Source organism: Mesorhizobium shonense (assembly GCF_040545255.1).
In the GTDB taxonomy this organism is placed as follows: Bacteria; Pseudomonadota; Alphaproteobacteria; order Rhizobiales; family Rhizobiaceae; genus Mesorhizobium; species Mesorhizobium shonense.
This window is the reverse complement of the sequence record NZ_JBEPLM010000004.1, coordinates 1-13,424: the sequence shown is the minus strand read 5'-3', so window position 1 is coordinate 13,424 and position 13,424 is coordinate 1. Positions and strand designations below refer to the sequence as shown.

The 13,424-nt window shown below is 60.6% G+C and carries 13 protein-coding genes; 6 read left to right on the top strand and 7 right to left on the bottom strand.

Annotated elements, in window-relative coordinates:
- Positions 1-30: 30 nt before the first annotated feature.
- The 4 genes from ABID26_RS12595 to ABID26_RS12580 form a co-directional block, all read right to left on the bottom strand.
- Positions 31-318 (bottom strand): hypothetical protein, encoded by a 288-nt coding sequence (locus ABID26_RS12595; protein ID WP_292372072.1) that lies wholly within the window; start codon positions 316-318, stop codon positions 31-33.
- Positions 305-1,750, bottom strand: coding sequence for a type II and III secretion system protein family protein (locus tag ABID26_RS12590; RefSeq protein WP_354415605.1), 1,446 nt, complete (start codon positions 1,748-1,750; stop codon positions 305-307). The genes ABID26_RS12595 and ABID26_RS12590 overlap by 14 nt, the downstream gene beginning before the upstream one ends.
- A gap of 70 nt (positions 1,751-1,820) precedes the next feature.
- Positions 1,821-2,855 carry a Flp pilus assembly protein CpaB gene (cpaB, locus tag ABID26_RS12585; protein WP_292372070.1) on the bottom strand — a complete coding sequence of 345 codons (1,035 nt, stop codon included), beginning with the start codon at positions 2,853-2,855 and terminating at the stop codon, positions 1,821-1,823.
- 124 nt (positions 2,856-2,979) lie between these two features.
- Positions 2,980-3,180, bottom strand: coding sequence for a Flp family type IVb pilin (locus ABID26_RS12580; RefSeq protein WP_292372068.1), 201 nt, complete (start codon positions 3,178-3,180; stop codon positions 2,980-2,982).
- Positions 3,181-3,678: 498 nt separating this feature from the next.
- Between ABID26_RS12580 and ABID26_RS12575 the strand changes: the two genes are divergently transcribed.
- The 6 genes from ABID26_RS12575 (at position 3,679) to ABID26_RS12550 (ending at position 9,222) form a co-directional block, all read left to right on the top strand.
- Positions 3,679-5,061, top strand: coding sequence for a CpaF family protein (locus ABID26_RS12575; protein WP_292372067.1), 1,383 nt, complete (start codon positions 3,679-3,681; stop codon positions 5,059-5,061).
- Positions 5,061-6,032, top strand: a complete 972-nt coding sequence (locus ABID26_RS12570; RefSeq protein WP_292372065.1) for a type II secretion system F family protein — start codon at positions 5,061-5,063, stop codon at positions 6,030-6,032. The genes ABID26_RS12575 and ABID26_RS12570 overlap by 1 nt, the downstream gene beginning before the upstream one ends.
- Before the next feature lie 14 nt (positions 6,033-6,046).
- Positions 6,047-6,997: a type II secretion system F family protein gene (locus ABID26_RS12565; protein ID WP_435528573.1), complete on the top strand. Its 951-nt coding sequence runs from the start codon at positions 6,047-6,049 to the stop codon at positions 6,995-6,997.
- A 52-nt stretch (positions 6,998-7,049) separates the two neighbouring features.
- Entirely contained in the window at positions 7,050-7,598 is a 549-nt protein-coding gene (locus ABID26_RS12560) for a tetratricopeptide repeat protein (RefSeq protein ID WP_292372061.1), read from the top strand.
- Between the two features lie 8 nt (positions 7,599-7,606).
- Entirely contained in the window at positions 7,607-8,146 is a 540-nt protein-coding gene (locus tag ABID26_RS12555) for a prepilin peptidase (protein ID WP_292372059.1), read from the top strand.
- Between the two features lie 95 nt (positions 8,147-8,241).
- A complete protein-coding gene (locus tag ABID26_RS12550) occupies positions 8,242-9,222 on the top strand; it encodes a phosphatase PAP2 family protein (protein ID WP_292372057.1) in 981 nt (326 codons plus the stop codon).
- A gap of 28 nt (positions 9,223-9,250) precedes the next feature.
- Here the strand turns inward: ABID26_RS12550 and ABID26_RS12545 are convergent, their stop codons facing one another.
- The 3 genes from ABID26_RS12545 to ABID26_RS12535 all read right to left on the bottom strand — a co-directional run.
- Positions 9,251-10,564 (bottom strand): ABC transporter substrate-binding protein, encoded by a 1,314-nt coding sequence (locus tag ABID26_RS12545; protein ID WP_292372055.1) that lies wholly within the window; start codon positions 10,562-10,564, stop codon positions 9,251-9,253.
- A 42-nt stretch (positions 10,565-10,606) separates the two neighbouring features.
- A complete protein-coding gene (locus ABID26_RS12540; RefSeq protein ID WP_292372053.1) occupies positions 10,607-10,975 on the bottom strand; it encodes a hypothetical protein in 369 nt (122 codons plus the stop codon).
- 100 nt (positions 10,976-11,075) lie between these two features.
- On the bottom strand, positions 11,076-13,424 hold a 2,349-nt coding region (locus ABID26_RS12535), incomplete at its 5' end, for a VCBS domain-containing protein (RefSeq protein WP_354415600.1).

Here is a 13,424-nt window from a genome sequence, read left to right as displayed (position 1 = left end):
CGCCTGACGCACCGCATCCCTCTGCTTAATTCACTGCGTGCCGGCCGGGCCGACATTCACCGTCATGTTCGTCGTTGGCGCCGGCGCTGGCGGGAACTTGTATCTCTGCACGACGCCGACGGACCGAGCGCCATCGCCTTCGATCTTCGTGTTGTTCGAAGCCGGGCTGTACGGATCGACTGTCTGCAGCAGCTGGTTGGCTTTCTGCGAATCGCCCGCCGCCAAGGTCATTGTGTCGTAGTTGTTCAGATAGTCCGCGGCGCAGCCCGCGAGCAGGCTGGAGCCGAGAAAGACGAGCAGGAGCTTATTTCTTGACATAGACCAGCTTGTCCTTCGATTTCACATCCAACATGTGGCCATAGGGACCAGTCACGCCTTCGCCGTGTTCATATTTGCGGATCATGTCCTTGTTCACCTCGAGTTGCCCGAGGATGAAGAACTCCGGGTCGTTGGCCGGCCGCGTCTTGTCGAACGGCGTCGCCAGCTGTTGGCCGGGTTTTACCGGTCGCACGAGGTGCGGCGTGACGACGACGACCAGTTCGGTTTCTTCCTTCTGGTTGCTCGAATTGCGGAACAGAGTGCCGATGACCGGCACCTGGCCGAGCCACGGCACTTGGTTCTGCAGCTTGGTAGTCTTGCTGGACAGGAGCCCGCCGACAGCGAAACTCTGGCCGTCGCGCAGTTCGACCACGGTCTGCAGCTTGCGGTTGGTGAAGATGGGGTCGCCGGCTGTGGTGAAGCCGGTCAGGTCGCTCACCTCTGGCGCCAGTTTGATATGGATCTTGCTGTCGTCCATCACGACCGGTGTAAACAGAAGATTGACGCCGAATTGCTTGAAGTCGATCTGGACTTGGCCATCAGTGCCGATGCTCCGGATCGGGACTTCGCCGCCGGCGTTGAAGCTGGCAGTCTCACCTGAAAGCGTCGTGAGGTTGGGCTCGGCCAGCGTGCGCACCACACCTTTGGCCTCGAGCGCTTCGATGATCAGATCGACCTTGATGTTGCTGTCGATAACGCGGGTGATCAGCGCCGCGAAGGGATTGGTGTTCGACAAGAGGCCGCTGAGCAGGTCCCCCGGTCCCAGCACCACGCCATCTTCGTCGACGGCCGCAATGCCAGTCCCGGTGCGGCTTGTGCCACTGCCATTCGTGCTTTTTATTGAAACGCCGAGATCGCGGCCCGCGTTGCGCTTGGCTTCCAGCACGCGCACTTCAAGATTCACCTGCTGGCTATCGTCGATTGTCACGGCGTTGATGATCGCATCAGGTCCATATTGCTGCGTGACTTCCACGACGGATGCGAGCGTCGCGGCGTCCTTGACATGGCCGCTCAGTCGAATCTTGCCGTTGATGGAACCGATCTCAATGCGGGCCTTCGGCGCCACCTGGCGAATGGCCGCCGCCATGTCGCTGACATCCTGGCCGACCTCGATCTGGATGGCGCCCAGCGAGCGCTTGTCCTCGGAAAACAGATTGACGGTTGTGGTGCCGACGCTCTTGCCGATGATGTAGAGCGTCTTGTCGGTCATCGGTTGCGCGTCGGCGATCTTTTCGTCACCGACGACGATATCGCCCAGTGTGGCGTTGACCTGGATCGTGGCGGATTGAGAAACGGGCACGAACACGCGATGTAGCGACGGGCTCGATACGTCGATGAAGCGGTCGGCGGCATGAACCGCAGGGCTCAACGGCAACACAATACAGGACCAGGCCAGAGCGGCGGCGGCCAGTGATCCCCGAAAAATTCGCATCTAGATCGTCCCCCTTGCGGATCCATCCCAGCGGACCCACCCGGATCCCCCTATCCGAATGCGCCTTTCGCTATCTCTGTCGCGGCACGTCGTATGTTTCGAGCTTCACGCCGCGAAATACTCCGATTGTAGCCCGGGCTGGCGGTTCCGGCTGCACATATTTTACCACTTCCTTTACAACTTCTTGCGGTTGTGGTGCGGGTGCCACAGTGGGTTTCACCTTGCTCAATTGATCGATCCGGCTTCCAACCCGTTCCACGGCCTGGGCCAATCCATCGATCTTTTCATTGGCCTGCTTACGCTCTTCGGCGGCGGCGGCTTCCGCGGCCTTCTGCCTGTCGAACTCCGCCTGCCGCCTTGCGACATCGTCTGGCGTGTCGCCGGTCAGGTCGGCGAGTGTCACACGCTCCGTCGTTTCGCCCTGGCTCGCCGCGGTTTGCCTGAGCGCCAGCGACAACTGGCCGGCGCCGGCAGCGAGCGTCAGCTTCTGCGCGTCCTTGGTGCTGGCCTCGAGGGTCACCGATTTCACGACCTGAGGATTGTCCTTGCTTTCATCGGCCACTTGGTCGACCGCGAGCACTTTCATGCTCTGCAGCAGCACGTCGACGAAGCTCTTGTCTGCTCCTTCGCTGTCGCGAACCGTGCGCGTCAACAACACGTCGACCCGATCACCGGGGAACACGAAACCCGCAACGCCGAGCACATCGTTGACACGGATCGAAACCGCTTTCATGCCTTCGCCAAGCACTGCAGAAAGCGTTGCGCGTTGCCCGGCGCCAGTGATTTTGGAGGCCAGGATTGGCTCATTGGCGCTGATCGTCTGAAGTGCCTGCCGCGCGCCGTTGCCGGTCATAGCATCCTTGATCGTCTTGAAGGCGCCCGCGGGCACCGCTCCTGCCGGCCACGCGATTTCACGCAATTTGTCGGCGCTCAAAGCGTCGCCGAATTTCAAGGGCACTGCCGCGACCACAACCGTGCTGGCCTGCACACCGTTCGATTGAGCCAGGGCATTGCGCTGGCCCGCCAGCCAGATGTTGATAAGCACGACCGCCAAAACGCCGAATATACCGGCGAGCACGATCATAATGAGTGTATTGGCGCGCATTTCCCCAAACCCCATTGAAGTAGACCTGCCATAGCGCTGGCAGATCGCACTCAGCCCGAGATTACCTCGTTATATCAACTCGACCAGGCCCGAAGGTTACCTCCGGGCCTGGTCAGTTTCTAGATCAGGTGCAGGTCACCGCCGCATCGTGGGACTTGAGAGTGGTGCACAGCGTGCTCCACGCATCGGTGACATAAATACCGACGCCGACGATAAAGGCGATCGCCGCTGCGGTGATGATACCGATCAGAATCGAATATTCGACCATAGCAGCGCCGTTATCGTCGTCGCGGAACTGCCGGGCCATCGTCATGAGCTTCTTCATGCCAATTTCTCCCTTTGGAGGTTTGAACCCGACGAGACGAGCCTAAGGATGAACCCCATACCCAAGCATCCCCCGTCGAATTCAATCCTAGGTCCCGCAAAAAAGCCGAGTCAAACGGATTAACAGTCCCTTAACCCTCCAATACTCGATTTGAGACTTTCTCAATTTTGACAACAGCTTGATTCGTTTCGTTTTTCAAGCGATCTTAACCATTCATTCACAATTCGGCCACGCCTGTGCCCCCAAAGGTACACATTAGAAGCATGACATATATATTTATATTAAGTGGGTTAGAGAGGTGACCGCAGATGCGGTGACAAAGGTCCTAAGACTTTGGTCGGTGAGTGTGGAGCACGGCAAAAATAAAACGATTTCTCAAATCGCTATTTCTTAACTATGTCGCAAGTAATACATGCTTTGTGGCTTGCAGGCCGCTTGTGCCCCTCGTGGTTAACGCTTAGTTTCGTCGCCGGGGAAAATCATAAGGGGTTAAGCGGCATGTTGGGTCGCTTCATCAAAGGGCCGAACGAACAGAAAACGCCGCCGGCGCTGGTCGTGCCTGCGTCGAATGGAGCGGCCAATGCTCCCGCGGCCGAAGCCGAACCGCAGGGCGATGACTTCCTTACTCTCAAGGTCGAACTGCATCGTCATCTCATTGATCGTTTCAACCTGACAGCGCTCGAAAGCGCGTCAAAGGACGAGATCCTGAATGAGATACGGCCGATCGTGCGTGAGTTCGTGCGCGGCCGGAACGTTCCCTTGAATGCTCGCGAACTCGATCAACTGACCAGCGACACGGCCGACGAGATGCTGGGTCTCGGTCCGATCGAACCTCTGCTCAAGGACGATACGATCACCGACATCATGATCAACACGCATGAGCGCGTCTTCATCGAGCGTCGCGGCATGATAGAGCAAACCGCGATCCGTTTCCGCGACGAGGCGCATCTGCTCCGGATCATCAACAAAATCGTGTCGAATATCGGCCGGCGGGTCGATGAATCCTCGCCGATGGCGGATGCACGTCTGGACGACGGTTCACGCGTCAACATCGCCGTGCGACCGGTTTCGGTCGATGGTCCTCTGGTGTCGATCCGCAAATTCTCCAAGAATCCTTATTCGCTGGAACGCCTGATGGCGTTCAATTCGATCCGCCAGCCCATGATCGACATGCTGCGGATCGCGGTGCAGGCGCGCAAATCGATCCTGGTTTCCGGCGGCACCGGCAGCGGCAAGACGACACTGCTCAACGCCTTGTCGAGCTATATCCCGTCAAAGGAGCGTCTCGTCACCATCGAGGACGCGGCGGAACTGCAGCTGCAGCAGCCGCATGTCGGCCGGCTCGAAACGCGTCCCCCCAATGTCGAGGGCAAGGGCGAGATTCGCCAGCGCGAGCTGGTGAAGAACGCGCTGCGCATGCGACCGGACCGCATCATCGTCGGCGAGGTGCGCGGCGAAGAAGCCTTCGACATGCTGCAGGCCATGAACACCGGCCATGAAGGCTCAATGACCACCATCCATGCCAACACGCCACGCGACGCCATTTCGCGACTGGAGCAGATGGTCGGCATGACGGGAATGCCGATGACGCACGACTCCATACGCGCTCAGATCGCCTCGGCCATCGACATCATCGTGCAGACGCAGCGTCTGTCCGATGGCGGCCGGCGCGTCGTCTCCATCTCGGAGATCACGGGCATGGAGGGCAATGTCGTCCAGCTGCAGGAAATCTATCATTATATCCGGCGCGACGTTACCGCCGACGGCGCGATCATCGGCGAATTCCGCGCGACCGGCGTGCGCCCGCGCTTCGCCTCGGAGGCAGCAACGCTAGGCCTTCATTTCGGCAAGGACGCGTTCAATCCGCAGGTTGCCATGTAATGCTGACCGGACAGGCGCTACTCTATTTCATCTATGTGGTGGCAGCGGCCTCCGTCATCCTTGCCGGCGAGGCGTTTTACCTATCGCTGGCCAGTCGCCGCTCGCGTCGGGCCGCGGTCAATCACCGGCTTCGCCGCCTCGCCGATGATGCTCCCGCGGAGCAGACCCTGCAAAGTCTGCTGCGCGAACGCGGGCTGACCGATTCAGGAGACTTTGTCTCCGGTTTTGTCTGGCTGAACCGGTTGTATACCCAGTCCGGCGTGACCGGAAATCCAATGACTTTCGCGGTGTCGTTCCTTCTCGCAGGTTTAGGGCTGGCGTTGCTTCTCTGGCTCCTGATCGGTCTTTCCGCGCTCGCGGCGCTCCTCGTCTTCCTGGCAGTGGGCTTCGCATTGCCGCTTCTCGTCCTGCGTCGGGCCTGCAAAAGACGGATCCTGAAGTTCGCCAGGCAATTGCCCGACGCGCTCGACATGATCGTCCGCTCTCTCCGCGCCGGTCACCCGGCGCCGGTCGCAATCGCCCTGGTCGCCCGCGAAATGCCTGATCCGCTCGGCACGGAATTCGGCATCGTCGCCGACGAGATCACCTTCGGGCTCAGCATGGAGCAGGCAGTGCGGAAACTGTCGGAGCGTGTCGGCTTCGAGGGCCTGCATCTCCTGTCGGTATCGCTCTCGATCCAGGCCAAGACGGGCGGAAACCTCACCGAGATCCTTGCGAACCTCTCGTCCGTGCTGCGCGAACGACAGAAGCTCGGATTGAAGATCAGGGCGCTTTCGGCCGAGGGCCGTGCATCCGCCTGGATCATCTCGCTGTTTCCTGTCGTTATGTTTCTGATCCTGATGCTCGTGGCGCCTTCCTACTATGGCAAGGTCTGGGGCAACCCGTTGATCCTGCCGGTATTCCTGACGTTCGGGATCTGGGCGTTGCTCGGCGACTACATCATGTACCGCATGGTCACTTTCGATTTCTAGGAGCGACCATGAGCCTGCTTTCGAACACAACCGACCTGAGCTTTCTGATCTCTCTCGCCGTTTTCGTGGCGGCGGCAGCTTTGTTTCTGTTCGCCGCACTGGTGTTCCTGCCGGCGATGCAGACCCACAGGCTGGTGGCGGGCAGTCTCGTCGGCGATGGGGCCGTGGACCGCCGCTCGATCCTGGGACAGGACCATCTCGCCAGGGCCGCGGCGCAAAAGCCGGTCGAAGCCTACTTCAAGTCGATGGAGAAGGAGCGCAACGAGCCAGACGCGCTCGAAGCCAAGCTCTTCCGCGCCGGCTTTTATCAGGCGAGCGCGCCTCTCATCTACACGCTCTGCCGGCTTGGGGCCGTCGCTGTAGGCTTTCTGGTCATGTATGCCCTCCTGTCGAGGGTATTGCCGCCGCGACTGCCGGGCTTCTTCGCTTTCGCGGGCGCGAGCCTGATCGGCCTCGGCTGCATCGTCATCCCGAGCATCATGCTCGATCGCTTCGAGAATACGCAGAAGGAGATCTATCGCCGCTCCTTCCCCGATTTCATGGACATGATGATTACCTGTGCCGACGCCGGTATGAGCCTGGAGGCGGCGGTCGAACGGGTGAGCCAGGAACTGGCGGGCACCCATAAATGGCTGGGCATCCAGCTTACGATTATGAATCTTCAACTGCGAGCCGGTAAGCCTTTGCGCGAGGCATTACGCGAGCTCGCCGATCGCATCGGGCTGGATGAAGCCAAGGCATTGGCAGTACTGTTCCGGCAATCGGAAGAGCTCGGCACCAGTCTCACCGATGCCCTGCGCGTCTACAGCGCCGAGATGCGCGGTCAGCGGATCCTGCGGGCGGAAGAGCGAGCCAACGCCTTGCCCGTCAAGATGATGATCCCGCTTGGCCTCTGTATCTTTCCGGTGGTGCTGATGGTCATTATGCTACCCGTGATCATTCGCATGAAGGGCATTTTCTTCTAGCCGGTCGCATGATTAGCCTCTAAAACAGAGTCGGGGATTCGTGGGACACACAATGACACGGCCAAAGCGCCTCGCAGTCGTGACCAGCCTGCTGCTTATTTTCCTTGCAGGCTGCCAAACGAACGACATCGCCAACGGTGTTGTCCGCACCAACGAGCCCGCCAAAGGCGACTATACCGCCTTTGGTGATACCTTCGACGGGCTGAAGACAGTGAGCGACGTCGACTACTATGCCTCCGATCAGGCGATTACCGAAGCCAAGACCCAGTTCCGTTCCGAAAATTATGGCAATGCCGGCGCCCTATTCTACAAGGCGACGCGGCTTGCGCCCAATGACGGCGTCGCCTGGCTGGGCCTTGCCGCCTCATGTGACCGCATTCGCCGCTTCGATCTGGCCGACCTCGCCTATGGCCGGGCCTACCGCCTGCTCGGCGCGACGCCGGAATATTACAACAATGTCGGTTATTCCTATCTGCTGCGCGGCAAGCTGCAGGACGCGCGCAGCAATTTCCTCAAGGCTTATGAGCTGGCGCCGAACGATCCGACCGTGGCCAACAATTTGAAGCTTTTGTCATCCAGCGTGCAGAACATAGAGCGGTAGAACGTCCTATGTTGCTGGCTGCTTCGCTTGTATTCAAAGCGTCCGCAATCCTGTTGCTGGCAAGGATCGCCTGGACAGATTTCGTCACGCAGCGGATATCCAACCGTGACGTGCTGCTGCTGCTCTGCCTCGGCCTTGGCGCGCTGCAATTCCAATCACTGCAAACTCACTCATGGTTGGAGATGGGGATTAGCGCGTTCGGCGGCGTTATGCTGTTCCTTGCGCTCTTTCCCTTCTGGCTTTTGCGCAAAATTGGCGCCGGCGACGTCAAGCTGATGAGCGTAACGCCGTTTCTGATTGGCGGAAGCAATCTCCTGGTCTTTGCCGTGCTGCTGCTGGTCTTCGCGATCGGTACGGCTGCATTGGTCAAGAATCCCTTCCTGCTGCCGGCCGGGATGTTTCGCCACTATGTGCAGCACATGGACCGCAAGGGTGTCGTGCCATTCGGCGTGCCGATCTCTGCAGCCGCCATCTGCGCCATAGCTTTGCAAACGTATCACGCCATTGTTGTGGCAACCAGTTCTGGGATCTTGGAGCAGCTTAATTAAACTACGCCTACCTCAAAACTGATGTGACCGGGCAAATCGAAAAGCGGCGGGGGCTGCTCCAGAGTTCTCTGTTAGCGGAACCGGACGGAGGGAGGATGAAACGGTCGGTATCCCGGCGCTACGTGACACTTGTTATCTTCGTGACGGCAATCTTCGTGGCGGCCGATCTCGTCATGCTCCCGCAATCGCATCTGATAGTCGGCCCTTCCAACGCAGTCTATCTGTTGAAAGCGGTGCCTCTGATAGCGTTCTTCTTTGCCGCGGCGCGGGTCATAGAGATGCGGCGGCCCAAGTTCCCGGACGCAATGCAAGCCTTTTTGGCAGGCACAATTGACGCCATGAAGAATGTGGGCACCTTCCTGATGCTGTTCATTCCGCTTTCAATGGCGAGTTTCCTGTTCATGTACCTTGCGGCGAACACAACGCGTCCGCTGATGGACGCCTACCTGGCTTCGTTTGACGCGGCAATCGGCTTCGACTGGCTCCGAACAGTCGAACTCGCCAACAGGGTTCCCTCAGTGGCGACTACGATGGTCTATTGCTACGCCGCACTTTCCTACGAGCTTCCAATGGTCTTTCTGGTGCAATCGATCTGGGGTCGACGCGAACGGGTGCTGGAATTCGTGGCTTTAAGTGCTCTCTCAGGCCTTATGACCGGCATCCTGATGCTGGCCGTGCCCGCCGCCGGTGCATACGCCTTCCACATGCCTGATCGCGGCACTTTCAACCATTTTACGGCTGTTGGAGGTCTCGCTCATCTTTCGACTTTGGCGCAACTGCGTACTTCAGCGCCATTCACATTTCTGATTACCAATACGATTGGGCTTACAAGCTTTCCTTCTTTCCACACCGCGCTTGGCATCATAATCACTTACAACTTGCGACGCTCGATCCTGTTTTTGCCGGTGGTGGTGATCAACGCAATTATGATCCTCGCCACCGTCCCAGAAGGTGGTCACTACCTTGTTGACGTCCTCTCTGGGGCGGCAGTGGGGGTTATCTCGATCCTGGTTGTCAACCTAGTTGCGCAGTGGAGTCCGTCGCGTCAGGTCACGCGTCCGGCCAGTCCGATTTGAGACTTCGCAGGCGCCGCCGTCGCCCCCTCTAAAACCCAGCCGTCTGCTTCTCCACCAGTTTCAGTCTACCCTTTTCCACCTTGAAGAACGGCATCGATCTTTGGCTCGAGCCGTCGGCGCGGAAGCGGAACAGGCCGGTCGAGCCGCGGAAGCCGCTCGTGTTCTCCAGCACCTGCTTGGAGAAACCGTTGGGGCCGACCGAGCTCGCTATGCCCGCCGACAGCGCCACCATGTCGTAGGCATAGGCGACGTTGACATCGGGCTGGTAGTTGTAGGTCGCCTTGAAACGGTCGGCGATCGGTCCGGTCTCGCCCTGGTCGAGCGTCGCGATATAGGCGCCCTCGTAGAGCGGGTCGATCGGACGTTCGAGCCAGCGGTCGGTACCGATCAGGCTCACGGCCTTGCCCGGAATGGCTTTTGCCTTTAGTGCGGCCAGCACGGCGGTCGGGCTGCCGTCGCCGCTGGCGACGACGACGGCGTCGGGCGCCTCGACCAGCGAGCCCATGTCGGACACCGCCTTCGCGCCGTCCGACGCCGAATAGGGGAGCGTCACGGCAAGCGCCGCGCCATAGATGCTGAGCGCGTTGGCGACCCTGGCCTCGACGGCGCTGGCGTCAGCGCCCGCCGGCACCATGAGCACGAATTTCTTGGCGCCCTTGCCGGCGATCGCCGCCGCGCCCGCGGCCGCGCTGTCGGCTTCGCTGAGGCGCACCGAATAGACGCCCGGGCCGCCGGCGAAATTGTCGGCCAGCGCCAGCACCGGCGGCCGTTGCGTGCCGGAGAGTTTCGCAAGGTGCTGCGCGGCGCCCAGCTCGGCCGGGCCGATGACGGCCCTCGCGCCGCCCGAGGTGATCGCCTTCACCGCAAGGTCCTTGGCTAAGGAGCTGTCGCCGCGCGTGTCCTCGATCGTCAGCGTCACCAGCTTGTCGCCGAGATCGGTCATCGCGAGGCGCGCGGCATCATACATCTTCCTGCCGTTCTCGCCGGCGCTGCCGGAGGCCGAGAGCGGCAAAAGCATCGTTATCTTCGTCGCGCCGGTGCCGAGCGTCAGATTTCCCTTCGGCGCGGTGCTTGCAGGGCCGCCGGCTTGCTGCGCGGGCTGGGCGGCTGGGCTGCCGGCCTGGCTGCCGGGCGCGGCGATCGCCGAGGGATCCAGCACCGCCGATGCGCCGGTCTTCGACTGGCAGCCGGAGACGGCCGCGACAACGGCGAGCGCAATTCCAGGAAAACTGCGCAGCGGCAAGGCCCGCAAACAACGCCGCCGGAAATGCCAAGCGGCGCCGGCATAGGCGTCAGCCGGCGCCGTGCACGCGCAGGCAACCGCCTCCGCCCAGGCTCTCATGACCATCATCGCGGCCGATCGGCGCAGCGTTCGACCGTCAGCTCAGTGCATGTACTCGACCATGCGGTCGTGGAAGCACTCGCACTTGTTGAGATAGTCCTCGTCCTTGTAGTTCGTCTTCAGGTAGCCATAGGCCTTGCCGCAGGCGACCTTGGCTTCCGATGCCCAGACGAAGGCGGGGCGCGACGAGTTGATCCATTCCGGGCTGTTGGCGACGGCGATGGAGTCGTCCATCAGCTTCACCACCCGGTCCTTGAGCTCGACCATGTTGTCGGTCAGCACCAGGTCCGACGTGCCGACGGTGCGGCAATAGTTCACCGCCGGCTCGCCGATGATGTCGGCGGCAAAGCCCGTCGATCCGGCCAAGAGCAGCGCCGTGGCCGAAGCCAGAAGTCTTGCGGAATGTCTCATGTAAGCCCCTCTTCGAATTGCCAATTCACGGTTCGCTGATACATAGCATGGGAGTGCGGCCGCGCGCTACGTCACTGAGCCAAAGTTTCGGTGCCGTTCATCAGACTGTCACAGTTTCCGAATGGGTCGGCTGGTTGTGATCGTAAAGAATGTTGATCGTTGAACCGACTCCAACGTTCGTCAACGTCGCCACCTCGACCATGTTGCCGCCACTGGCGGTGCCGTTGTCGTCGACCATCACATGAGCCGAGCCACCGTCGAACGTAACATCGACCGTGCTGCCCACCTGCCCATCCGTAGTCGGCGCATTAGCCCCGAGGGATTTGAGCAGATCAGACAAGTCGATAACATCCTGACCCTGTGCATTGAAGTCTGCGATGACATCGGCCACGTGGACCGTAAGCTTGGATGGATCGATCACAAACGTGTCGTTGCCGGCACCACCGGTCATGTGATTGAGCCCCGTGCCTCCGATCAGGATGTCGTTGCCGATACCGCCGTCGAGGTAGTCGTCGCCGGCACCGCCGACCAGGGTGTCGTTGCTGGATGTGCCAAGCAGGTTGTCATTTCCGGAAGTCCCGGCGATCGCCTCAACGGTCAGCTGATCGCCCGTCGTGCCATCGATATGGACATTGAAGGTTTGCGTGGCGGTATCGCCGTCTTGATCCGTGATCGTCACGTTGATGCCGTTGAAGTCGAGATCCGCCGGCGGCGTTTCAGACTGCGCGCCGACCTCGACGCCATTCAGACGGAACCCGCCACTATTTGAGGCATCGCTGATGACTTTGACAGCGTAAATGTCGTCGCCGGCTACATAATTGGTGGTACCCGCGACAGCCGACCAGTCAAGCTGGCTGATCTGGAGGACCTGGCCCGAAGTCACGTTGAGCGTCACCTGATCATAATGCGTGGCATCGGTGTAAACCAAGACGGTGATTTTGGCCGTCGACATGCCGCCAGTGTAGCCCTCGGTCGTGAACTTGAAATCGTCGACGCTGTGAGGGGTCGTATTGTTACTATCGTTGACGAATGCGAACTTTATGGATTCACCGGGGTCATTTGTCTGACCGGAGCTCCCCTTGACCGCCCAACCTTGGTTACTGGTGTTCACCAAATCCCCAGGTTGGCCGGTGGGGGCAACGCCGTCATCGCCCGTCACAAGAATGTTGAAGTCGGTGGCAGCACCCAAATCCACGACCAGTGAACCTGTCGGTCCCCCGGCTGTCGCTGAAGTCGCCGCGATTGGAGTAAAGACGACATCACCTGCTCGGTGCAGCACTTCAAGCGAGTCGGTACCATCGGCATTCAAAGTTAGGACAGCAACGACATCAGTTCCTTCGTACAGGTTGAGCACGATCTGGGATGCCGAGCTGGAGGCAACTTGTACATTCTGCCCCGTCGCCGAAATGCTGCCAAACCCATCCGCTCCGTACTGCCACTCGGCAAACTGGCCGGTGTAGGTGGTGGCCGTTGCCGGATTGAGCGCCGACAGGCTCACAATGCCATCGTGGTTACCGTCATTGATGAGGGTGAAGGCAGGGGTATCGTCGACGACATGGACGACGAGGTTGTCGCTTGCGGTGGTGCCACCGGCACCGTTGACGGTGAGCGCGACGCTGTCGTTGAAGCCGGTTGCGTCGACGGTATCGTTGCCGGTCGGCACCTTGCTGTCGTTGTCGATGGTTGCCGACAGCGTGTAGCTGTAGGAGACGGTGCCCGAATGGGCATCGCCGCTGTAGCCGGTCAGCGTCAGGATGCCTTCACCGGTGTTGACGGTCTGCGTGCCGTTGAAGGCTTGGATCTGGGCCAGCGTGAAGGTGGTGCCGCCGATGACGATGTTCTGGATGCCGTCGCTGGCCGCGATGGTGAAGGAGCCGGTGCTGGTCTCGGTGTTGGAGGCAGCATTCGAGCCGTTCGGGTTGAGGCCGGCCTCATAGACGGTGTTGTCCGGGCCCTGGGCCGAGGCGGTGACCACCGAGGCGGTGTCGTTGGCGCCGGTGACGTTGATGGTCAGCGTTGCCGACGAGGTGTCGCCGTCGGCGTCCTGCATGGTGTAGTGCAGCGTGTAGCTGAGGTTGCTGGCCGCGGTCAGTGCCTGGGTGGCGGCGCGGCTGTTGTCAAGCACGTAGCTCCAGGTGCCGTTGGCGTTCTGCGTCAGCGTGCCATAGGTGTTGAGCGCCGCGATCGCGGCCGCGTCGCCGGCGGACCAGCTGACGAAGCTCTGGGGCGTGTCGGCGCCCGAGGCGTCATTGGCAAGCACGTCCCCGGACACGGTGCTGGTCGGCGGCGTGTTGGCCGCGCCGGCGCCGTCCTCGACCACCGTGTAGGGCCCGTCATTGGTGGCGGTCGGCACGTCGTCGACGACATGGACGACGAGGTTGTCGCTTGCGGTGGTGCCACCGGCACCGTTGACGGTGAGCGCGACGCTGTCGTTGAAGCCGGTTGCGTC